General features: G+C 64.7%; 21 protein-coding genes. 9 read left to right on the top strand and 12 right to left on the bottom strand.

The window, feature by feature from the left end:
- Nucleotides 1-50 precede the first annotated feature (50 nt).
- The 3 genes from ACWGPT_RS01190 to ACWGPT_RS01180 are packed head-to-tail and all read right to left on the bottom strand — an operon-like array spanning nt 51 to nt 1,556.
- Nucleotides 51-455 (bottom strand): type II toxin-antitoxin system VapC family toxin, encoded by a 405-nt coding sequence (locus tag ACWGPT_RS01190; RefSeq protein ID WP_452603740.1) that lies wholly within the window; start codon nt 453-455, stop codon nt 51-53.
- Complete coding sequence (locus ACWGPT_RS01185) at nt 455-706, bottom strand: type II toxin-antitoxin system VapB family antitoxin (RefSeq protein ID WP_452603739.1); 252 nt, start codon at nt 704-706, stop codon at nt 455-457. Before ACWGPT_RS01185 ends, ACWGPT_RS01190 begins: the two co-directional genes overlap by 1 nt.
- 58 nt (nt 707-764) lie before the next feature.
- Nucleotides 765-1,556, bottom strand: coding sequence for a creatininase family protein (locus ACWGPT_RS01180; protein WP_452603738.1), 792 nt, complete (start codon nt 1,554-1,556; stop codon nt 765-767).
- Between the two features lie 82 nt (nt 1,557-1,638).
- On the opposite strand from ACWGPT_RS01180, the gene ACWGPT_RS01175 reads away from it, so the two are divergent.
- From ACWGPT_RS01175 to ACWGPT_RS01165, 3 genes are all read left to right on the top strand, one after another.
- Nucleotides 1,639-2,148: a MarR family winged helix-turn-helix transcriptional regulator gene (locus ACWGPT_RS01175; RefSeq protein WP_452603737.1), complete on the top strand. Its 510-nt coding sequence runs from the start codon at nt 1,639-1,641 to the stop codon at nt 2,146-2,148.
- A gap of 99 nt (nt 2,149-2,247) precedes the next feature.
- The gene (locus ACWGPT_RS01170; RefSeq protein WP_452603736.1) at nt 2,248-3,270 is read left to right on the top strand and encodes a LacI family DNA-binding transcriptional regulator; all 1,023 of its coding nucleotides are present in this window, start codon (nt 2,248-2,250) and stop codon (nt 3,268-3,270) included.
- A 21-nt stretch (nt 3,271-3,291) separates the two neighbouring features.
- Nucleotides 3,292-4,254, top strand: coding sequence for a 2-hydroxyacid dehydrogenase (locus tag ACWGPT_RS01165; protein WP_452603735.1), 963 nt, complete (start codon nt 3,292-3,294; stop codon nt 4,252-4,254).
- Nucleotides 4,255-4,258: 4 nt separating this feature from the next.
- Here ACWGPT_RS01165 and ACWGPT_RS01160 read toward each other — a convergent pair whose 3' ends face one another.
- Entirely contained in the window at nt 4,259-5,074 is an 816-nt protein-coding gene (locus tag ACWGPT_RS01160; RefSeq protein WP_452603734.1) for a gamma-glutamyl-gamma-aminobutyrate hydrolase family protein, read from the bottom strand.
- Between the two features lie 287 nt (nt 5,075-5,361).
- On the opposite strand from ACWGPT_RS01160, the gene ACWGPT_RS01155 reads away from it, so the two are divergent.
- Nucleotides 5,362-6,468, top strand: a complete 1,107-nt coding sequence (locus ACWGPT_RS01155) for a TRAP transporter substrate-binding protein (protein WP_452603733.1) — start codon at nt 5,362-5,364, stop codon at nt 6,466-6,468.
- A 121-nt stretch (nt 6,469-6,589) separates the two neighbouring features.
- Here the strand turns inward: ACWGPT_RS01155 and ACWGPT_RS01150 are convergent, their stop codons facing one another.
- The 6 genes from ACWGPT_RS01150 to ACWGPT_RS01125 form a co-directional block, all read right to left on the bottom strand.
- Nucleotides 6,590-7,990, bottom strand: coding sequence for an NAD(P)(+) transhydrogenase (Re/Si-specific) subunit beta (locus ACWGPT_RS01150; RefSeq protein WP_452603732.1), 1,401 nt, complete (start codon nt 7,988-7,990; stop codon nt 6,590-6,592).
- A gap of 12 nt (nt 7,991-8,002) precedes the next feature.
- The gene (locus ACWGPT_RS01145) at nt 8,003-8,413 is read right to left on the bottom strand and encodes an NAD(P) transhydrogenase subunit alpha (RefSeq protein ID WP_452603731.1); all 411 of its coding nucleotides are present in this window, start codon (nt 8,411-8,413) and stop codon (nt 8,003-8,005) included.
- Entirely contained in the window at nt 8,413-9,690 is a 1,278-nt protein-coding gene (locus ACWGPT_RS01140) for a Re/Si-specific NAD(P)(+) transhydrogenase subunit alpha (RefSeq protein WP_452603730.1), read from the bottom strand. Before ACWGPT_RS01140 ends, ACWGPT_RS01145 begins: the two co-directional genes overlap by 1 nt.
- Before the next feature lie 74 nt (nt 9,691-9,764).
- Nucleotides 9,765-9,989: an aa3-type cytochrome c oxidase subunit IV gene (locus tag ACWGPT_RS01135; RefSeq protein WP_452603729.1), complete on the bottom strand. Its 225-nt coding sequence runs from the start codon at nt 9,987-9,989 to the stop codon at nt 9,765-9,767.
- Between the two features lie 173 nt (nt 9,990-10,162).
- Entirely contained in the window at nt 10,163-10,906 is a 744-nt protein-coding gene (locus tag ACWGPT_RS01130) for an N-acyl amino acid synthase FeeM domain-containing protein (protein ID WP_452603728.1), read from the bottom strand.
- Nucleotides 10,907-11,039: 133 nt separating this feature from the next.
- The gene (locus ACWGPT_RS01125; protein WP_452603727.1) at nt 11,040-13,334 is read right to left on the bottom strand and encodes a putative bifunctional diguanylate cyclase/phosphodiesterase; all 2,295 of its coding nucleotides are present in this window, start codon (nt 13,332-13,334) and stop codon (nt 11,040-11,042) included.
- Nucleotides 13,335-13,716: 382 nt separating this feature from the next.
- Between ACWGPT_RS01125 and ACWGPT_RS01120 the strand changes: the two genes are divergently transcribed.
- The 3 genes from ACWGPT_RS01120 (at nt 13,717) to ACWGPT_RS01110 (ending at nt 17,412) form a co-directional block, all read left to right on the top strand.
- Nucleotides 13,717-14,277 carry a TRAP transporter small permease subunit gene (locus tag ACWGPT_RS01120; RefSeq protein WP_452603726.1) on the top strand — a complete coding sequence of 187 codons (561 nt, stop codon included), beginning with the start codon at nt 13,717-13,719 and terminating at the stop codon, nt 14,275-14,277.
- Nucleotides 14,278-14,279: 2 nt separating this feature from the next.
- Nucleotides 14,280-16,196 (top strand): TRAP transporter large permease, encoded by a 1,917-nt coding sequence (locus ACWGPT_RS01115; RefSeq protein ID WP_452603725.1) that lies wholly within the window; start codon nt 14,280-14,282, stop codon nt 16,194-16,196.
- Between the two features lie 196 nt (nt 16,197-16,392).
- On the top strand, nt 16,393-17,412 hold the full coding sequence (locus ACWGPT_RS01110; protein WP_452603724.1) for an LLM class flavin-dependent oxidoreductase: 1,020 nt from the start codon (nt 16,393-16,395) through the stop codon (nt 17,410-17,412).
- 89 nt (nt 17,413-17,501) lie between these two features.
- Here the strand turns inward: ACWGPT_RS01110 and ACWGPT_RS01105 are convergent, their stop codons facing one another.
- Both ACWGPT_RS01105 and rpsU read right to left on the bottom strand, forming a co-directional pair.
- Nucleotides 17,502-18,386: a tetratricopeptide repeat protein gene (locus ACWGPT_RS01105; RefSeq protein ID WP_452603723.1), complete on the bottom strand. Its 885-nt coding sequence runs from the start codon at nt 18,384-18,386 to the stop codon at nt 17,502-17,504.
- Between the two features lie 119 nt (nt 18,387-18,505).
- Nucleotides 18,506-18,733 carry a 30S ribosomal protein S21 gene (gene rpsU, locus ACWGPT_RS01100; protein ID WP_452604085.1) on the bottom strand — a complete coding sequence of 76 codons (228 nt, stop codon included), beginning with the start codon at nt 18,731-18,733 and terminating at the stop codon, nt 18,506-18,508.
- Between the two features lie 314 nt (nt 18,734-19,047).
- Here rpsU and ACWGPT_RS01095 point away from each other — a divergent pair, with 314 nt between their 5' ends.
- Complete coding sequence (locus ACWGPT_RS01095) at nt 19,048-19,674, top strand: hypothetical protein (RefSeq protein ID WP_452603722.1); 627 nt, start codon at nt 19,048-19,050, stop codon at nt 19,672-19,674.
- A 141-nt stretch (nt 19,675-19,815) separates the two neighbouring features.
- On the top strand, nt 19,816-21,069 hold the full coding sequence (locus ACWGPT_RS01090) for a sarcosine oxidase subunit beta family protein (protein ID WP_452603721.1): 1,254 nt from the start codon (nt 19,816-19,818) through the stop codon (nt 21,067-21,069).
- The last annotated feature ends 13 nt before the right edge of the window (nt 21,070-21,082 follow it).

The raw sequence follows: 21,082 nt of genomic DNA, 5'->3' as shown, positions 1-21,082 counted from the left end.
AGCCGGGAGCAGTTCAAAGGGTTTTGAATGTTATAAGGTGACGTTTGGGGTCAGGGGCGGGTGTCGATGTCCGTCTCGCGCAGCAGGCGGTCCGTCGTCAGCATCGGCTGTCCCGTCACCTTTGCGTGGGCGTAGTGGAAGCAGTCGAAGTTGCTCAGGTACCGACGGCCAATTCCATGCGTCTCGGCCACAGCGACGGCGTGCTGCAGTATCTCGCGCGGCATTCCCGTTTCCGTCAGCATGATCTGCCGGTCGTCCAGCCATTCGAGCACCGCTCCCTCTGCCTCCCGGTAACTGCAGTCAAGCTGGTCCGGACGCGAAAGGATGATGATGGCCTCCCAGGCGGCGAGCGCCGAGGTGAAGGGCGACGCGGCCGCAACCAGGGCCTCTTCGTAGGCATCGGCGGTCTCTTCACCGGCCATCAACGCCACGATCGCGCAGGCATCGACGAACATCAGTCGGAATCCAGTGGGTGGTCGAGATCGTGAAACGCTTCGGGGTCGGCGGGACGCCGACCGGGCCTGAAGGCAAGGCCACGTTTTGCCAATATCCTCCTGGCGGTATCGCGCGGGGTCTCGTTCCTGAGCCGGGCGGCAATCGCTTCACGCAGGGCAGTTACGATTGCATCGGTGATCGTCGTGCGGTCGAGTTCCGCCAGTTCGCGCGCCAAGGCATCCGCCTGCTTGTTCCGGATGTTCAACGTCATCGGCGCCTCCTTGTGTAGTAAAAGGATAACCGATTGTGTAGCCGTTCGCAACGCGGACCTACCCCAGCTCCGCCACATCGAAGGCCGCCACGTCCTCCAGCAGTTCCACGATGCCCTTGACCGCGTGGCCGAGGATCGCCTCGCCCTTCTCCGCGGTCGCGGCGGCCGCGTTTCCGGCGACGCCTTGCGGGTTGAGGTCGGACATCCTCCAGCCGAAGGCATGCGGGCCGTAGGCGCGGAGATGCCGGAAGCGGCGGGCGAATTCCGCCTGCCGGGAGGTGAAGGCCTGCGCCCTCGCCATGTCCACCCGGTCCGGATGGAGCGCCAGCATGACCGAGGTCTCGATGTCGCCGCCGTGGATGTCGATCGCCCTGTCTTCCGGCGCGATCAGGCCCTCGGGCAGGCCGAAGCGCGTCCAGCTCGTGGCCACGGCCAGCATGTTGAAGCGGATGCGCGCCTCGGTGGCGACGATGGTCATCAGCGGCGCATTGCCGCCATGGGCGTTCAGCATCACGAACTTGCGGATGCCCTGGCGGTGCAGGTCCTCGGCGATCCTGAGCCACCGCGTCACCGCCTCATCGAACGAAAGGGTTCTCGTTCCGGCAACATCCATGTGCTCGATCGAGTAGCCGACCGGCTCCGTGGGCAGAAAGGTGACCGGAAGACGAGGGGGGAGGGCCTGGACCAGCCGGTCGACGATCCCGGCCGCGATGAGGGTATCGGTCTCGAAGGGAAGGTGGGGCCCGTGCTGCTCATGGGCGCCGAGCGGCAGGACGGCGATCCAGTCGCTGCGCTCCGCCGGCGAAAGGGTCTTCTCGTTGTCGGCGAATTGCGGCCGTGGGTGAGGCATCTGGCGGTCCATCCCTCGTTTCGCTATGCATGGACCGAAGTCTATAGCCGTGCCGGCGTGGGCACGGAAGCGGGAAGGGCAGATGGCCAAGAAGAAGGACGGCAAGAAGAGCAAGGACGGCAAGAAAAAGGATGCGGAAGCCTTCGCTCCGGCCGATCTTGCGGCCGGGCTCACCCAGGCCGCCCGCTCGCTGCGTACCGCGCTCAGCCGCAGCCTTGCCGAAAGCGGTCTCTACGCGGGGCAGGATGGCGTGATCCTCGCGCTTGCGGAGGAAGACGGCCTGACGGCCGGCCAGCTCGCGGCCCATCTCGGCGTCAAGGCCCCCACCATGACCCGCACGATCGGACGCATGGAGGCGCAGGGCTTCGTGCGCCGCGGCGATGACGGCGAGGACGGGCGCCTGACGAAAGTGTTCCTCACCGACGCCGGCCGGGCGAGCGTCGCGCGGATCGAGCAGAGCGTCGCGGCCTGCGGCGAGCTTGCGCTCAGGGATTTCTCGGGCAAGGAAATCCGCACGCTGATGCGGCTCCTGCGGGCGCTCGACGACAACCTGCATGCCCCGCTGCATGCCCCCCTGCAGGCCCCCGAATAAGTTGTTGGAACGCTCTCGCCGGGCAGTTGCGATCTCGGATTTAATTATTTAAAGATTTTAAATCCGGCCCGAGCCGGTACTTGCCTGGCCGGAGGGGACGTGGCGCAAAAGATCAAGCTGTCGACGATTGCCGAAAGCCTCGGCCTCTCCACCGCGACCATTTCTCTCGCCCTGCGTGACAGCCCCCTGGTGGCGGCGGATACCCGCGAGAAGATCAAGGAGCAGGCGCGCGCGCTCGGCTATATCTACAATCGTCGCGCCGCGAGCCTCAGGACCTCCCGGTCCGGCATCGTCGGCGTCGTGGTGCACGACATCATGAACCCGTTCTACGGGGAAATCCTGAAGGCCATCGAGAGCGAACTCGACCGCAGCGGCCAGACTTTCATTCTCTCCAACCACTACGATTCCGTCGAGAAGCAGCGGACGTTCATCGAGACGCTGCTGCAGCTGGGCGGCGACGGGGTGATCATGTCGCCCGCGATCGGAACGCCGGTGGAGGACGTCAAGCTCGCCGAGGCCAACGGCATGCCGGCGATCCTCGTCGCGCGGTCGATGGAGGGCGTCAGCCTGCCGATGTATCGCGGCGACGACAGCTACGGCATTTCGCTTGCCACCAACCATCTCATCGGGCTCGGCCACCGGGTCATCGCCATGATCGGCGGCACGGACCAGACCTCGACCGGCCGCGACCGCTACCAGGGTTATGTCAACGCGTTGCGCAAGGCAGGCATCGCGGTCGATCCGAACCTGCGCATTCCCGGCCCCCGCTCCAAGCAGGGCGGGTTCGAGGCGGCGGTGCATTTCCTGTCGCTGCCGCAGAAACCGACCGCGGCGGTCTGCTGGAACGACCTCGTCGCCATCGGCCTGATGAACGGCATCGCCCGTGCGGGACTGGTGCCCGGCGTGGACATCTCCGTCACCGGCTATGACGACCTGGAGGAAGCCTCGATCGCCATGCCGGCGCTGACCACGGTCTGGAACGGCCAGAGCGAGGTGGGCCGGCTTGCGGCGCGCGCGCTCCTCGACCGTCTTGCCGGCAGCCACGAGCCGGACGGCATCCACCTCATCAAGCCGGAGATGCGCATCCGCCAGTCCACCGGCATCTACCGACCCCGCAGCTGAAGTCGAAGGAAAACAAACAGCATGTCCCAGCAGCCCGTTGCCATACTCGTTCCCGGCCGCATCCATCCGCGCGTCCTCGAGCGCCTGAAGGAAAGCTTCGAGATCGTCGCCGTCCCGATGGGTCCGGCGACCGACATCGACGCCGGCCTCCGCGACAGGATCCGGGGCGTGGCCGTTTCCGGTGCGCTGGACAACAGCTGGATCGAAAGGCTGCCGAACCTGGAAGTCGTCTCCAACTTCGGCGTCGGCTATGACGGGGTGGACACGAAGAAGGCCGTGGAGCGCGGCATCATCGTCACGCATACGCCGGACGTCCTAAACGACGAAGTCGCCGATACGACGATCGCGCTGCTTCTCAACACGATCCGCCAGTATCCTCGCGCGGAAACCTATCTTCGCGAGGGACGCTGGAAGAGCGAGGGGCCCTATCCGCTGACGCCGCTGTCCTTGCGGGGGCGCACGGTGGGCATCCTCGGCCTCGGCCGGATCGGCATGGAGATCGCCAAGCGGCTCGAGCCCTTCAAGGTCAGGATCGGCTACCATACCCGCACCCGCAAGGAGGGGTTGCACTACACCTATTATCCGTCGCTGAAGGCCATGGCCGAGGAGGTGGACACACTGATCTCGATCGTGCCCGGCACGGCCGCGACCCACAAGATCTTCACCTCCGAGATATTCTCCGCGCTCGGCCCGAACGGCGTCTTCGTCAATGTCGGGCGGGGCACGAGCGTCGACGAGGAGGCGCTCGCCGATGCGCTCCGCACCGGTACCATCGCCGCTGCCGGGCTGGATGTCTTCTACGACGAACCGAATGTCCCGCAGGCGCTGCTCGACCTTCCGAATGCCTGCCTGCTGCCGCATGTGGCCTCGGCCTCGGTGCCGACGCGCAACGCCATGGCCGACCTGGTCGTCGACAATCTCGTCGGCTGGTTCCGCGAACGCAAGGTGCTGACGCCGGTTCCGGAAACCCCCGTCCAGGCCTGACCGACTACTTCGCCGCCGCGCCCGCCTGGCGGATAGCGGCGGCAAGGGTCGCGGGAGGCGCGTCCGGCCGGCGGGTCGCGGCATAGTCCCGCACCGCCTTTCCGAATGCCTCGAAGAGGGCGCGGGACGGGGCATCCGTCTCGGCCCAGTATTCCGGGTGCCACTGCACGCCGACGGCGAAGCCCTTGGCGTCGATCACCGAAACCGCCTCGATCGTCCCGTCCTCCGCCGTCGCCTCGACCGCCAGCCGCGGCGCCGTCTCGGCGATTGCCTGGCGGTGCAGGGAATTGATCTGCACCTCGCCAGACAGGCCCAGATGGCGGGCTATGCAACTGCCCTCGCGCACGAAGACCGGCTGGCGGATGGCGTACATGTGGTCGCGCTCCGGCACGGGCGGCTTGCGGTGGTCCCAGATGCCCGGCTGTTCCTGTATCTCGCTTGCAAGCGTCCCGCCCAGCGCGACGTTCAGTTCCTGCAGCCCGCGGCAGATGGCGAGTAGCGGGATGCCGCGCTCGATGGCGCGGCGGATGAGGGGCAGGGAGGTCGCGTCGCGGGCCATGTCGTAGGGCCCGTCCACGTCCGTCGCTTCCTTGCCGTAGAGCGAGGGATGGACATTGGAGGCGGAGCCCGAGACGAGAAGGCCGTCGACCCGGTCGAGGATCGCGTCGGCATCGTTGCCGTCCTCGAAGGCGGGGATGATGAAGGTCATCACGTCCGCCACCTTGAGGGCCGCCCTGACGTACTGGTTCGGCGTGGCGTGCCAGTCGGTGCCATCGAAGTGGCGGATGTCGGCGGGCAGGGCAACGATCGGCTTGGACATTTACGGTCTCCGGAACTGCGGGGATTTCTGGCGCCGGATTGTCCCCGCTGTCAAGCAGTCCGGCTGACGCAGGCCGATCCGCCGGGACGGATGCCGCCGTGGGGACCCTTCCGGGATTGACTGCCGACTGTGTCTCGGACAGATCACCCTAGTAAAATGTCATACGCAACCAATGAATAGGCGCGGCGATACTTGCGCGTCCGAAGGGGACATGGTTACCTCCGCGGCTAACCGGGGAGATGGGAAGAAGACCTTCCCAGCGGTTTTGTCTTTTTGGGAGGTAATACATGGATCGTCGTTCATTCTTCAGGAGGGCGGCAGTAACGGGGGCCGGCGCGGCCGCGGCCACGGCGCTGGCGGCCCCGGCCATTGCCCAGGAAAATCCGAAGATCACCTGGCGTCTGACGTCTTCGTTCCCGAAGTCGCTCGACACCATCTATGGCGGCGCCGAGGACATCGCACGCCGCGTTTCCGATGCCACGGGCGGCAACTTCGTCATCCAGCCCTTCGCGGCCGGTGAAATCGTCCCCGGCCTCCAGGCTGCCGACGCCGTCAGCGCCGGTACGGTCGAGATGTGCCATACCTGCTCCTACTACTATGTCGGCAAGGATCCGACCTTCGCGATCGGCACCGCGATCCCGTTCGGCCTCAACGCCCGCCTGACCAATTCCTGGTTCTACGAGGGCAATGGCAACAAGCTCCTCAACGAGTTCTACGCGACCCATGGTCTCTACGGCATGATCTCCGGCAATACCGGCGCCCAGATGGGCGGCTGGTTCCGCAAGGAGATCAACACGGTCGACGACTTCAGGGGCGTCAAGATGCGCATCGCCGGGCTTGCCGGCAAGGTCGTCGAGAAGCTGGGCGTCGTGCCGCAGCAGATCGCCGGCGGCGACATCTATCCCGCTCTCGAGAAGGGCACGATCGATGCGGCCGAGTGGGTCGGTCCCTATGACGACCAGAAGCTCGGCTTCTACAAGGTCGCCAAGTACTACTATTACCCTGCCTTCTGGGAAGGCGGCCCGGTCATCCACTCCTTCGTCAATCTCGACCAGTGGAACAACCTGCCCAAGAACTACCAGGCAGCGCTGACCGATGCCTGCGCCTATGCCAATACCAGCATGATGGCGAAGTACGACGCCAAGAACCCGGGCGCGGTCAAGCAGCTCGTCGCCGACGGCACGATCCTGCGCCCGTTCAGCCAGGAAATCCTCGAGGCCTGCTTCAACGCCGCGCAGCAGGTCTATGCCGAGCTGACCGCTTCCAACGAGTGGTTCCGGAAGATCTACGAGGACCAGGTCGCCTTCAAGAAGGAAGGCTATCTGTGGATGCAGCTGTCGGAATACACGTTCGACACCTTCATGATGATCCAGCAGCGCAACGCCAAGCTCTGAGCGCCGCAGGACGGCGGGAAAAGAAGAAGGCCCGGATCACAGGATCCGGGCCTTCTTCGTTTGAAATGCAGGGGCCACAAAGCAGAAAGCCCGGCGCTGGCCGGGCTTTCGTTCGTTCGGTCTAGTGCTTCATCGCCTTGACGATGTCCTCGGTCATCTTCTTGGCGTCGCCGAGCAGCATCATCGTGCCGTCCTTGTAGAACAGCGTGTTGTCGATACCGGCATAGCCGGAGCCGAGCGAGCGCTTGACGAAGAGGCAGGTCTTGGCCTTGTCGACGTCGAGGATCGGCATGCCGTAGATCGGCGAGGTCTTGTCGTCGCGCGCCGCCGGATTGGTGACGTCGTTGGCGCCGATGACATAGGCCACGTCCGCCTGGGCGAACTCGGCATTGATGTCTTCCAGCTCGAAGACCTCGTCATAGGGGACATTGGCCTCGGCGAGCAGCACGTTCATGTGTCCCGGCATGCGGCCGGCGACGGGATGGATCGCGTACTTCACCTCGACGCCGTGTTCCTTCAGCGTATCGGCGAGCTCGCGAAGGGCGTGCTGCGCCTGGGCCACCGCCATGCCGTAGCCCGGCACGATGATCACCTTCTCGGCGTTCTGCATCAGGAAGGCGGCGTCGTCGGCCGAACCCTGCTTCACGGTCCGCTGCACGCCGTCGTCGGCGCCGGCCGTTGCCGCCTCGCCGCCGAAGCCGCCGAGGATGACCGAGATGAAGGAGCGGTTCATGCCCTTGCACATGATGTAGGACAGGATCGCGCCCGAGGAGCCGACCAGCGCGCCGGTGATGATCAGCGCCAGGTTGCCGAGTGTGAAGCCGATGCCGGCCGCGGCCCAGCCGGAATAGGAGTTCAGCATCGACACGACGACGGGCATGTCGGCGCCGCCGATCGGGACGATGAGGAGGACGCCGAGCGCCAGCGACAGGATGACGATCAGCCAGAACTGGGTGTGGCTCTCGGTCTGCGTCAGCGCGACGATCAGCACCACGATCGCCACCAGCAGGCCGATGTTGATCATGTGCCGGAAGGGCAGGAGGATCGGCTTGCCGGACATGCGCCCGTCGAGCTTCAGGTAGGCGATGACCGAGCCGGTGAAGGTGATCGCGCCGATCGCCGCGCCGAGCGCCATCTCGATCAGTGCCTGGCCGTGGATCTGGCCCACGTCGCCGATGCCGAAGGAGACCGGGTCATAAAGGGCGGCCGCAGCCACCATGACGGCGGCGAGGCCGACCAGCGAGTGGAAGCCCGCCACCAGCTGCGGCATGGCCGTCATCGGAATGGTGCGGGCGATATAGGCGCCGGCACCGCCACCGATGGCGAGCGCCAGGACGATCAGCGCGAGTCCGGTGAAGCTCGGGGTCGCCAGGAGAAGCGTCGTGCCGATGGCGATGCCCATGCCGACCATGCCGTAGACATTGCCCTGACGGCTCGTCGTCGGATGCGACAGGCCGCGCAGCGCCATGATGAACAGCACGCCGGAGACGAGGTAGAGGAAGGCTGCAAGGTTCTGTGACATTGTTCAGGACCCTCAGCGATCTTTTTTCTTGTACATGGCGAGCATCCGGCTGGTCACCAGGAAGCCGCCGAAGATGTTCACGGAGACGAGGACCAGCGCCACGAAGCCGAAGCTGGTGGCAAAGCCGCTCGCCGAGATGCCGACGGCCAGGAGCGCGCCGACCACGATGACCGACGAAATGGCATTGGTGACGGCCATCAGCGGCGTGTGGAGCGCAGGCGTCACCGACCAGACGACGTAATAGCCGACGAAGATCGACAAAACGAAGATCGCCAGCCTGAAGACGAAGGGATCGATCGCGCCGCCGGACACGCCGTGGGCCGCCTGCGCGACCGCCTCGGGGGCCTGTTCCGCCGCAACCCGGACCGCCTCGACCGCCTGGTCGAGGCGGTCAAGAGCCGAATTCATAATCTCGCTCGCCATCACAGCCCCTCTTTCTTGTCCGGCGTTGCCGCCTCGGCCTTCTTGCGCGTCCGCTTCGGCTTGTCCGCTTCGGCTTGGCCGGAGGCCGGAGCCTCGGCCTTGGCCGGCTTGCTGCGGGCGGGCGATGCCGGGGCCGCAACCGATGCTTCCGCCTCGGCGAAGGCGGGATGAATCACCTGGCCGCCATGGGTCAGCATGGTCGCCTTGACCAGTTCATCGTCCGGGTTGATCGCGAATTCCTTGCTTTCCTTGGAGACCATGGTTTCCAGGAAGGCGAAGAGGTTCTTGGCATAGAGAGCGGACGCGGAGGCCGCGACGCGGCCAGGCACGTTGGCATAGCCGATGACCCGGACGCCCTCGACCGTGGCGATCGATCCCTTGACGGAGCCCTCGATATTGCCGCCCCGCTCGACCGCGAGGTCGACGGCGACGGAGCCCGGCTTCATGGCGGCGAGCATGGCGCGCGTGACGAGACGCGGGGCCGGCCGGCCGGGAATGAGGGCGGTGGTGATGACGATGTCCTGCTTGGCGATATGGTCTGCCACCAGGGCCGCCTGCTTGGCCTGATAGGCTTCCGACATCTGCTTGGCATAGCCGCCCGCGGTTTCGGCGGCCTTGAACTCGTCGTCCTCTACGGCGATGAACTTGGCGCCGAGCGAGGCGACCTGTTCCTTGGCGGCGGGACGGACGTCGGTCGCCGAGACCACGGCGCCGAGACGGCGGGCGGTGGCGATTGCCTGCAGCCCGGCGACGCCTGCGCCCATCACGAAGACCTTGGCGGCCGGAACGGTGCCGGCGGCGGTCATCATCATCGGCATGGCGCGGCCATATTCATGCGTCGCGTCGATGACGGCGCGGTAGCCGGCAAGGTTGGCCTGCGAGGAAAGCACGTCCATGGTCTGGGCGCGGGTGATGCGCGGCATGAGTTCCATGGCGAAGGCGGTGAGGCCTGCACGCGCCATTTCCGCAAGGGCCGCCTCGTTGCCGTAGGGGTCCATGGTGGCGAAGACGGCGGCACCGGACCGATAGCCGGCGATCTCGGCCGAGGTCGGCCGGTTGACCTTGAGGATCACGTCCGCGGTCGCGGCGTCGGCGGCCCGGCCGATGCGTGCGCCTGCCGCCTCGAAGTCGGCGTCGAGGATGCCCGACGCCGTTCCGGCGCCTGCCTCGACGACGACCAGGAAGCCCATGGCGGAAAGCCGCTTCACCGTGTCCGGCGAGGCGGCAACCCGTTCCTCGCCTGCCCCTTCGCGAGGAACGAAAATAGTTCTTGTCATAAAATACCCCTCACATCCGTGCCCCCGACAGGCATGAAGACCATACCTGTCCCGCGATCATGTCGACGGAGGAATCAGCGAAGCAGGAAGGCGCCGGCGGCGTTGAGGACGAGGAAGACAATGAGGGCGCCGAAGAAGCCCAGGCCGCCGAAGAAGCCGGCCGCCATGGCGATCATCAGAACCACCAGGCACATGGTGCCCCACTTGGTCAGCGAGAGGAACATGTTGTAGGTCTGCTCGTGCTCCGCATAGTCCATGGAAGCACCCGTCTCGACTGGAGCGCTGTTGTGGTTGTCCATTCGTCGTCTCCCTGATTCGACCGATCCGTCCACCTTTTCGGTGCGGTCACTGAAACCTTCCGGACCGGCCCCGGGCAAATTGCCGGAGGCCGGTCTCGTCGGATTCTGGCCTTACACAAAGCGGCCACAAAGCGCAATGCCACCTTGTGGGGAAGGGGCCCCCGGAGGGGTGGTCAGTTGGGGAAGGCATGCTGCGAGGCCATCCGTGCCGTCGGCAGGATGGTCAGCGGAGCGGTGCCGCTGAGCGGCGACCGGTCGAACATGAGACGGCGCTCGTAGGCCTGCGATTCGTATATCGGAAAGCGCGTCATAAGGCGGGTCCGGATCTCGCGCGTTCGTGACGCGAGCAGCGTCAGATCGAAGCCGTAGATGCTGGCGAAGGTCGGCGGCACGACGGTATCGGCGTAGAAATAGCGTCGATAGAAGGCCGAATGGGCGGGGCGTATGTGCTGGAGCATGCGGTCCGCGTTGAAATATATCGCGGCCATGATCGTCGGCCTTACGGTCAGGAAGGGTAGTGCTGAGCGTTCGTCGTCCAGTTCCGGATCGATGGCGAGTCTCGCCGGGTCGATCAGCGTCATGCCTGCGTCGAGGAAGGCGTTGACGGCATCCGGAAATATGCCGGACGACTGGCTCACCCGGTGCGAGGGGGTCACGTGGTGCACCCTTATGGTGCTGACGAGTTCCTCATAGAGATAGACTCCGAAAACATAAGCGTGGTCATCGAAGTCGACCTCGTCGAGCATGCTGCTTGCCGAAAGCGGCAGGACCCCTCGCTCCTGGTAGGACTTGTAGCGCAGGCGGGCAATGTCTTCAAAATCTTCCTGGCTTTCGATGCGCCGGTATTCGACGGCGTCCAGGATGGAGAGTAGCTTCTTTCCAAATGGCTCGTTCGCAACGACATTATTGTTATGCATGTAACAGCATTCTCCTCAGCGTTAACGAGAAGTTAATCTGAGTTTGCTCGCTGCGGAGAATCAACCGTCGTGATAAGACGATATTTTAACAAACATGGTTAAAATTTTAGGGATTGGACGCGTCCGGCCCGGATCACTTCACCGGCTTTAGACGCTTTCGGGATGCCTTCAGGGCCTGAGGCTGGCTGCCGATGCGTAGCATCCCGGCTGCGGTATCCGCATCCACCGGCGGCGCAAAGACGTAACCCTGGATCAGGTCGGCGAAGCGATTGTCGCTGATCAGCATGAGCTGTTCCTGCGTTTCGACGCCCTCCATCACGATCTGAAGCCCCAAATCCCGGGACAAGAGCGTGATTCCGCGAAGGAGCTTGGTCTGTCGCGGATTGTGGTTGATGTCGCGGATGAAAGCCCGATCGACCTTGACGATATCGAGCGGCAGGGCGCTCAGGTAGCTGAGACTGGAGAACCCGGTGCCGAAATCATCGATCGCGATCGTGACGCCTTCCTCCCGCAGTTGATACAGGATGTCGCTGACCGCGACAGGGTCGTCGATGAAGCAGCTTTCCGTCAATTCTACGTGAAGGCGCGTCGGCGGCAGGCCGTTGCGTGCTAGTATCCGCAATACGTCGCCCACGAAGTCCGGCGTCATGAGGTCGTGGACGGAAAGGTTGACGGAGACGGCGGCCGGTTGTTCCCAGCCCGCGCAGTCGCGGCTTGCGCGTTCGAGGACGAAATGCGTGATCCTGGAGATGATGCCCATCTCCTCCGCCATCGGGATGAAGACGTTGGGCGCGATCGTACCCTTTTCGGGATGATCCCAGCGTACCAGTGCCTCCATGCATTCGATCCGGCTGCCGTCGAGCGTGTACATGGGCTGGTAGACCACATGCAGGCCCTCGTCCGAGACCACCTGCCGCAACGCCGCGCGCAGCTTCTGCTCCTCGACGTAGCGGGCATCCATCTCGGGACGGAAGAAGGAGAGCGAACCGTGGCCCCGCAACTGCGCGTCGCTGAGGGCGAGGTCGGCCTTGATCAGCCATGTCTCCATGTCGAATTGGTCTGCGCGTGCCGCGATGGCGCCGCTGTTGACGGAGACCTGGATACGAAGGTCAGGAAGCTGGTAGGCCTTCTGGATCTCCTCGTGAACCCTGCGGACGTGGGCCTCCAGTTGCGGACGATCCTCGGCCATCACGAAAAGGGTGAACTCGTCGCCCACCAGTCGCCCGGTGAGGAGATCGGGGCCTGCTTGCGCCGACAGCCGGGATGCGATCGCCGACAGGAGCCGGTCGCCGACCACATGGCCCCTCAGGTCGTTGACGTGTTTGAAGTCTTCGACATCCAGCACGACGAGAGCGGCGAGGCTGTCTGGCGGCCGCCGTTCGAGTTCGGTTCTCGCCATCGCGGCAAAGTGCGCCCGGTTGCGTAGTCCCGTCAATGCGTCGAACTGGACCATGTGCAGGATCTGCGCTTCCGCATCGATACGGGCGCTCACGTCCTCGAAAATCAGGACGACGCCTCCATCCTCGCGCCGGCTGGCGGAGAATTCAACGTGCAGGCCCTTCTTGAGCTGGAAGACCGTACGGTCCACGTGGCCGCCCAGCAATCGGCGGACTTCGCTCACCACCCTGGTGCGGCGGTAGCCGTTATGGGATTCCAGCACGCCGACCAGCGGGAGACCCTGGATCTCGGCGGCATCGGACAGGCCCAGCAGGTCGCAGGCACGACGGTTGGCAACCTCGATCCGGCCATCCCTATCCAGCATGATGAGGCCGTGTGCGATGGTCGTGAGCGCGAGGTCGAACCGATTGGCGATCAGGCGGATTTTTCGCGCCGCCAGCACGTTCTCATAGAGAAATTCCCTGACGCCGGTGGCCATGGAGCGGGTGGTAAGGGCGAACGGTATGAGCAGCAGGGACATCGCCGCAAGATGTGTATCGCCGCTCGCCACGCAGGCCACGACGATGGGAACGCAACAGCCGAACGTCTGGAAATCCACGGCGTAGCGCGAGCCGTAGTTGCGGCCGACGATCGACATCATCGACCCCATTGTCATGGCGATGCACGTGAAGGCTACGAAGCTGTCCTTGAGGACCAGCATGCCGTGGCCGCTCGTCGTCCCCAGAAGGAGCGCGGTCATCGCCGCCCCGAGGACATAACGGCGCTCCCAGCCGGCAATCTCCTTGCGGGTCAGGGTCGTCTTGTCGACCTTGTCGAACTTCAGGAAATCGAAATAACGGTAGGCGAATACGAGCGGGAAACCCGCCGCAGCATAGAGATAGAAGTTGGACTTCGTATAGCTGTAGACAATAGCGCACCAGACGACATGCACCACCACGCCGGTAATCAGTGTCCCGCGGTTTCCAAACAGCGACGTCACGAAGGACAGGTAGACATCCGTCGGAAGCGTCGTTGCGTCTTGCGCTCTCATGGGTTGCCCCTCGTCTCGACCCCACCCTGACCGAGACAGTTAAATGATTTCTCCGAATCGGTAGCCCTTCCCCTAGGAAGGCGAGGGTTTGTTCGGTTTTTGCTTAACAGAACACAAAGACGCTTACGCGAAAATTCGCACCCTCTCTCCATTGGCTGGTGAACGGCGGCAGACGAAGCAGGACTCTAACATCTTTCGGCGCCGAGCGAGAGCCATCCTCCCCCGGAACGGGCGCAGAAGCCTTGAAAACCAGTGCATCGGGCCTGCGGGGCGATTGCTTTTTACGGTTCCAGCACATACAGGTCGCCGACGACCATACGTGACCTTGCCATCGAAACAGAGCGGTGGCGACGGCCGCAAGCTTCGACAGGAGAAGAAAAACATGGCTGCGCTGCTCGCGCTCAGTCGCGCGATCGATGCCGTAACGACGGTCATCGGGAAATCCGTCTCATGGCTGCTGCTGGCGGCCGTACTGATCAGCACCGGCAATGCCATCCTTCGCAAGGCGCTGGATATCTCGTCGAATGCCTGGCTGGAAATCCAGTGGTATCTCTTCGGTACCGTCTTCATGCTGGCCGCCGGCTATGCGCTCCTGAAGAACGAGCATGTCCGCATCGACATCGTCTCCTCGACCTGGAGCAAGCGCACGCGCGACATCATCGACCTCGTGCTGCACATCATCTTCCTCGTGCCGTTCGCCGCGCTCATGGCCTATCTCGCCTGGCCGTGGTTCTGGCTGTCGTTCAATTCCGGGGAGGTCTCGTCCAATGCGGGCGGCCTGGTGATCTGGCCGGCGAAGCTCGTCGTCCTCCTCGGCTTCTCGCTGCTCCTGCTGCAGGCCTTCTCCGAGATCATCAAGCGCTTTGCCGTCGTCACCGGCCGGATCGAGGATCCGCGCGAGGACACGACCGGTGAAATGCCGCCGGCCGCGACGGAGGTCTGAGCGTGATCGACTTCATCGCACACAATCTTCCGCTGATCATGTTCTCCAGCGTCATGCTGCTGCTGCTGCTCGGTTATCCGGTGGCCTTCACGCTGGCGGCGGGGGGCCTCATCTATTTCGTGCTGGGCGTGGAGCTTTCCGCCATCTCGCCGGAAATCCGGCTGTTCTGGCCGCTCCTGCAGTCCCATCCCGAGCGCATCTACGGCATCATGTACAATGATACGCTGCTGGCGATCCCCTTCTTCACCTTCATGGGGATCATCCTGGAGCGGTCGCGCATGGCCGAAGACCTGCTCGACACGATCGGCCAGCTGTTCGGCCCGATCCGCGGCGGCCTTGCCTACGCGGTCATCCTCGTCGGCGCGCTGCTCGGCGCAACGACCGGCGTCGTCGCCGCTTCCGTCATGGCCATGGGCCTGATCTCGCTGCCGATCATGATGCGCTACGGCTACAACCGGCCGCTGGTTTCCGGCACGATCGCCGCCTCCGGCACGCTGGCGCAGATCGTCCCGCCGTCGCTCGTCCTCATCGTCATGGCCGACCAGCTCGGACGCTCGGTCGGCGACATGTATGTCGGCGCGCTCTATCCGGCGCTGCTGATCGTCGGGGCCTACTGCCTCTACATCTTCGCGGTCACCATGGTGAAGCCGCAATGGGCGCCGGCGCTGCCGAGCGAAGCCCGCACGCTCGGCTCCGGCGTGACCTCGCTGGTCGTCATGATGGTGATCGGCGTCGTGCTCTACTATCTCGGCATGTACGTGCTGTTCACCGGCATCCAGTCGCCGGAATGGCAGCAGGTGACGGCCATGGCCTTCTCCGTCGGCGTCGTCTACGCGGTGGCGCTGTTCAACGGCCGCACCGAGAAGAAGCTGATCTCGCGGCTGGCCGAGCAGGTCATCATCGTGCTCATCCCGCCGCTGGCGCTGATCTTCCTCGTCCTCGGCACGATCTTCCTCGGCATCGCCACGCCGACCGAGGGTGGTGCGATGGGGGCGACCGGCGCGCTGGTGCTTGCGCTCGCAAAGGGCCGCCTCAGCTTTGCGACCGTCAAGAACGCGCTCGACGCCACGACGAAGCTTTCCGCCTTCGTGATGATGATCCTGATCGGCGCCCGCGTCTTCGGCCTCACCTTCTACGGCATCAACGGCAATGTCTGGATCGAGGAACTGCTCCTGGCGCTGCCGGGCGGCGAGACGGGCTTCCTGATCGTCGTGACGATCATCGTCTTCATCCTCGGCTGCTTCCTCGACTTCTTCGAGATCGCCTTCATCATGGTGCCGCTGCTGGCGCCGGTGGCGGAAGCGCACGGGATCGACCTCGTCTGGTTCGGCATCATCCTCGGCATCAACCTGCAGACGTCCTTCCTGACGCCGCCCTTCGGGTTCTCGCTGTTCTTCCTGCGCTCCATCTCGCCGGTGGCGCCGTGGGTCGACAAGGTGACGGGCAAGACGATGCCGGCGGTCAAGACCACGGAAATCTATACGGGCGTCTTCCCCTATATCGTCATCCAGTTCGTGATGATCATGGTGGTGATCTTCTTCCCCGGCCTTGTGATGCACTACAAGACGGATCACCCGACCGTCGATCCGGCCAATATCCAGATCGACATTCCGGGCTTTGGCGTCCCGGGTGGCCAGCTCGGCCTGCCTCCGATCGGCGGGCAGCCGGCCCCGGGTGGCGCGCCCACGGCACCGCCCGCCTTCGGCCTCCCGCCGCTCAACCTCGGCGGGGAGCCACCCGCACCGGCGGCGCAACCTGCTACCCCGCCCGCGGCTCCGCCGGCCTTCGGACTGCCGCCGCTCGAGGGGCTGCCGGGGCAACAGGCACCGCAGCCGCCAGCAGAGCAGCCGGCCCCGCAGCAACCGGCCCCGCCCGCGGCGCAGCCGGACCTCAGCCAGCCGCCGCCGATGAACCAGTAAAAACGATGAAGAGCCCCGGCAGGTCCGGGGCTTTTTTTCGTTCTGCCTTCCGAGCGGCTTGCAGCGAGGGTGAACGCAGGGGCCCTCATCGTTCACCATGAGCGAACGGTGCGTGCCCGCAATCGCCGCGGCCGCAACCTGACGGGGCGGCCGCGACATGCCATATAAGCTCCAACACAATCGGATGGAGCACGTGATGAAGAAGATCGGTTTCCTTTCATTCGGCCACTGGTCGCCGTCGCCGCAGTCGGGCACGCGTTCGGCCGGAGACGCCCTGCTGCAATCCATCGACCTTGCCGTCGCCGCGGAGGAGCTCGGTGCGGATGGCGCCTATTTCCGCGTCCACCATTTCGCCCGCCAGCTCGCCTCGCCGTTCCCGCTTCTCGCGGCGGTGGGTGCGAAGACGAGCCGCATCGAGATCGGCACGGCCGTCATCGACATGCGCTACGAGAACCCCCTCTACATGGCTGAGGATGCGGGTGCTGCCGACCTGATCGCCGGCGGGCGGCTGCAGCTCGGCATCAGCCGCGGCTCGCCGGAGCAGGTGATCGACGGGTGGCGCTATTTCGGCTACCAGCCGGCCGAGGGGCAAAGCGATGCCGACATGGGCCGCCGCCACGCGGAAGTCTTCCTCGATGTGCTGAAGGGGGAGGGGTTTGCCCAGCCGAACCCGCGCCCGATGTTTCCAAATCCGCCCGGCATGCTGCGGCTGGAGCCCCATTCGGAGGGCCTCAGGAACCGCATCTGGTGGGGCGCCGGCTCCAACGCGACGGCGGTCTGGGCGGCGAAGCTCGGCATGAACCTGCAGTCGTCGACGCTGAAGGACGACGAGACGGGCGAGCCCTTCCATATCCAGCAGGCAAAGCAGATCCGTGCCTATCGCGAGGCGTGGAAGGAGGCGGGCCATGCGCGCACGCCCCGCGTTTCGGTCTCGCGGTCGATCTTCGCGATCGTCAGCGACCAGGACCGGGCCTATTTCGGGCAGAGCAAGGACGAGGATTCGATCGGCTATATCGACGCCAATACGCGCGCCATCTTCGGCCGTTCCTATGCGGCGGAGCCGGATCGGCTGATCGAGGAATTGCGGGGAGACGAGGCGATCGCCGAGGCCGACACGCTGCTCCTGACGGTGCCGAACCAGCTCGGCGTCGCGTATAACGCCCATGTCATCGAGGCAATCCTGACGCATGTCGTGCCGGCGCTCGGCTGGCGCTGATCGATCCGGTCAGGGTGCAACCGCAAGGGTGGGATCCGGCCTGGGCGTGAGCCTCGGCCGGGCTCGTCAGCTTATGAGCCGGCCTGTCGTCAGCTGCTGCGGGTGCGGGCGAGGCCGTCCTTGGCCGGCTGGTAGTTGGGGTCCAGCCGCGCGGCGTGGGAGAACGACTTGGCGGCGCGGGTCCGGTCGCCGCGGGTCTCGTAGACGAGGCCCTGGTTCGTCCAGGATTCGGCCAGCTTGTCGTTGTAGCCGATCGCGGTGTTGATGTCGGCGAAGGCGTTCTCGTCGTCGCCCATCGCCAGATAGGAGACGGCGCGGCCGTTATAGGGCTCCGGCGAGTTGGGCGACAGCGAGATCGCCTTGGAGAAGTCCTCGATCGCCTGCGCGTGCTGGCCGCGAAGCTGGTAGATCAGGCCGCGGTTGTGGAAGGCCCGGCCGTCGGTCGTGTCCAGCTGGATCGCCCGGTTGAAATCGTTGAAGGCCTCGTCGTTGCGGCCGGCCTGGCGGTAGATGTTGCCGCGGCCGATATAGGCGACGTCGTAATTGGGGTTGAGCTGGATGGCGCGATTGTAGTCGTTCGCGGCTTCCACGGGCTTGCCCATGTTGCGATAGACCAGCGCGCGGTTGGCATAGGCCTGGTAGAACTGCGGGTTGAGCTGGATGGCGCGGTTGAAATCGTCGAGCGCCGGCTTGAACTGCCCGGCGCGGCCATAGGCGGAACCGCGGACGTTGTAGCCCTCCGGATCGCCGGGATTGGCGTTGATGACGGAGGTCAGCGAGGCGATGTTCTCTTCCGAGCCCTGGGCGCGATCGACGGTGATGAGGTCGGTCGTCTGGGTCGTGGTCGAGCAGCCGGCAAGGAAGACGGAGGAGGCAAGGGCGAGGGCGGAGAAAGTGGCCTTGCTGCGAATCGGGGAAATGAGGGTCGGAAGGCAGATTGTTGCGGATGACGTAGCAGCAGTCTTGAAGGCCATCAGGCTCGTTTCCTCGTATCTTGCAGGAGCGGATGCACGATCCGGTAAATGCGAAAGGCGGCGGCGCCCAAGTCGCCACCGCCTCATTAGCACGTCAAAGACGTCGAAAAAACGGCCGATTAGCGGCTCGAACGCGGCGCTGCAATCAGGCCTTCGCGCTGCATGCGCTTGCGGGCCAGCTTGCGGACGCGGCGAACTGCCTCGGCCTTTTCACGCGCACGCTTCTGGGAAGGCTTTTCGTAGTAGTCGCGCATCTTCATTTCACGGAAGATGCCTTCGCGCTGCATCTTCTTCTTGAGAGCGCGGAGAGCCTGATCAACGTTGTTGTCGCGGACAAGTACCTGCACGTGTAATCCCGTTCCTTGGTTGGGTTGCTCGCCGGGAACCTGATCCGATTCGAGGCGAAAAGAATAACTGTGCCCGGCCGGAAAGCCGTGCGATTGGTTCGGCAGATAGCAGAGGCGGGCCCGGAAGTCCATATCCCCGCACGGGGTGGAGCGCCAAAAATGTGGCGCGGGCCCGGAAGAACGGGCCACACGGGCATCGCGACGAGAATGCGGCGTATACTAAAGGTTGCGTCATGCAAATATTGCAATTCATGGTGAATACGTCATAGTTGCTCCCGGGTGGGTTGCCTGCCGCGGCGGGCACTGGGGGCGATATGCGGACGACGGTCCTCTTTCTGATGATGGCGGTCATGGCGCTGTCTGCGTGCTCTCCGAATGCGGGCGCTGGAAGGATCGTGTTCGGGGAGACGGTCGGCCTGTCGACCACCGGCAATCTGCGCATCATCTCCGAGCGCCGGCGCCACGGCATGCCGGTGGTCTGCACGGAGCCCAGCCCGGACTATGCCATAGCCTTCGGCTCCGCGCGCAAGGCGAAGCTCGACCTGCCGGGACCGACGCCGGCGAGCGGGCGGAAGGTGGAGGGCGAGCTTTCCTCCACCGAGGCCGTGAGCCTCGGCGAGGGCCGAGACGCGGCCGTGCTTGCCCTGCGGGACGGTCTCTACAATGCCTGCCAGAGTTACGCGAACGGCGTAATAGGCCATGACGCCTACGCCATGATCCTCAGCCAGTACGGCGCCCTGCTGGTGGCGCTCGTCGGCAACGGCGCGGAGCGGCAGGGTGCCGCCGCGACATCGATCGGGACGCAGAACGCCACCATTTCCGCCCTCACCGTCGCCTGCGTGAGCAGTCACGACAGGTCGCGCGGCGTGGCGACCAACGCCCTGCTGACACCTGAATTCTGCCGGCGCGTCTTCGAGCGCGCGATGGCGCCACGGCGCTAGCAGCCTGCGGTTGCGCCCCTCTCCGCGGCCGTCGGAACTTTTCCGCCGGACGTCGCAAAAACGCTATTGCGGCGCGTGTCGATTTGCGATGGGTATGTCCCCAAGGACGCTCCCTCCGGAGCGAAGATCAGAAGGGGCGACATGCGCAGATATTCGGTTTTTGCCGTGGCCCGCGAGGCACTTCGCGGACACAAGGGCTGGGAAGCCCAGTGGTCTTCGCCGGAGCCCCGCGCAAGCTATGACGTGATCATCATCGGTGGCGGCGGGCACGGGCTGGGTGCCGCATATTACCTCGCCAAGGAACACGGGATCACCAACGTCGCCGTCCTGGAAAAGGGATGGCTCGGCGGCGGCAATACCGGCCGCAACACGACCATCATCCGCTCCAACTATCTCTACGAAGAGAGCATGGACATCTACGAGCATTCCCTGAAGCTGTGGGAAGGCTTGAGCCAGGATCTCAACTACAACGTCATGTATTCGCCGCGCGGCGTGATGATGCTGTCGCACAACAGCCATGACGTCCAGAGCTTCAAGCGGCATATCAGCGCCAACACGCTCTACGGCATCGACAACGAGTGGCTGACGCCCGAGCAGGCCAAGGCCATGGTGCCGGTGCTCGACATCTCAAAGACCGCGCGCTACCCGATCAACGGTGCTGCGCTCCAGAAGCGCGGCGGGACGGCCCGCCACGACGCGGTGGCATGGGGCTATGCCCGCGCTGCGTCCGACCGCGGCGTGCACATCATCCAGAACTGCGAGGTGACCGGCATCCGCCGCGGGCCGGACGGCGAGGTGACCGGGGTCGATACCAATCGCGGCTTCATCGGCGCGAGGAAGATTGGCGTTTCGGCGGCCGGCCATTCCTCGGTGGTGATGCAGATGGCGGGGGTTCGGGTGCCGCTCCATTCCAACCCGTTGCAGGCGCTGGTTTCCGAGCCCCTGAAGCCGATCTTCCCCTGCGTCGTCATGTCGAACACGGTGCATGCCTACATCTCCCAGTCCGACAAGGGCGAGCTGGTGATCGGGGCTGGAACCGACCAGTACAATTCCTACAGCCAGACCGGCGGCCTGCAGATCATCACCCATACGCTCGATGCGATCTGCGAGCTCTTCCCGATGTTCCGGCGCGTCAAGATGATGCGGCAATGGGGCGGCATCACCGACAACACGCCCGACCGTTCGGCGATCCAGAGCGTCACCCCGGTGCCGAACCTCTTCGTCAACTGCGGCTGGGGAACGGGCGGCTTCAAGGCGACGCCGGGCTCGGCGCATCTTTTCGCCCACCTGATCGCGAAGGGCGAGCCGCACAAGCTCGCAGCCGGCCTGACGCTCGACCGCTTCCGCACCGGTCGCCTGATCGACGAGGCGGCCGCGGCCGCCGTCGCGCATTGATTTCGAGGTTCCC

It is taken from the genome of Pseudorhizobium sp. NPDC055634 (assembly GCF_053618655.1).
The sequence above is the reverse complement of the archived record's forward strand: the minus strand, read 5'-3'. Positions and strand labels throughout refer to the sequence as shown.